General features: G+C 79.0%; 1 protein-coding gene and 1 pseudogene. Both read left to right on the forward strand.

Going from position 1 to position 613, the window contains the following annotated elements:
- Positions 1-151, forward strand: a 151-nt coding sequence (locus GTR02_RS24055; RefSeq protein ID WP_166609592.1) for an excalibur calcium-binding domain-containing protein, incomplete at its 5' end; no start/stop codon positions are given.
- A 253-nt stretch (positions 152-404) separates the two neighbouring features.
- Positions 405-613, forward strand: a pseudogene (locus GTR02_RS22050) (squalene cyclase); the annotation flags it as partial.

Consider the following 613-nt stretch of genomic DNA (forward strand, 5'->3'; position numbering starts at 1 on the left):
GGCTCCGACCGCGTCCGACGAGCCGGCCGGCGACGTCGCGTACGCGAACTGCGCCGCCGCCCGGGCGGCGGGGGCCGCGCCGCTGCACCGCGGCGAGCCCGGCTACGCCCCGAGGCTGGACCGCGACGACGACGGCACCGCCTGCGAGTGAGGGCGTGCGGGAACTCCGTGGCCGCTCCGGTGCGCCCCGGCCTACCGTGCCTCGGGACCTGCCGGTCGCAGCGGAGGAGGAGACCCGTGGTCGTCGTGACGTTCGAGGTCGCGGTGCGCGACCTGCGCCCGGAGGACGTCGCGGGGTGCGGCTGATCGGGCGGGGCCTCGGTGCGGACCCTCTGGCAGCTCGGGGTGCCGCCGGCCCTCCGCGGGCCTCGTCGACCGGGGTGGGCTCCGGGTAGCGTCGGTCCGTGGCGCTCGAACCCGCCCTGCTGGCGTGGCTGCTGGACACCGACCCGGCCCTGCGGTGGCAGGTCGAGCGCGACCTCGCCGGTGCGCCGGAGGAGGAGTGGCGGGTGACGCGGGCCCGGGTCGCGACCGAGGGCTTCGGTGCGCGGTTGCTCGCCCACCAGGACCCGGACGGCCGGTGGGCGGGGGGCGCGTACTTCCCCGCCCACCC

Source organism: Kineococcus siccus (genome assembly GCF_009906795.1).
In the GTDB taxonomy this organism is placed as follows: Bacteria; Actinomycetota; Actinomycetes; order Actinomycetales; family Kineococcaceae; genus Kineococcus; species Kineococcus siccus.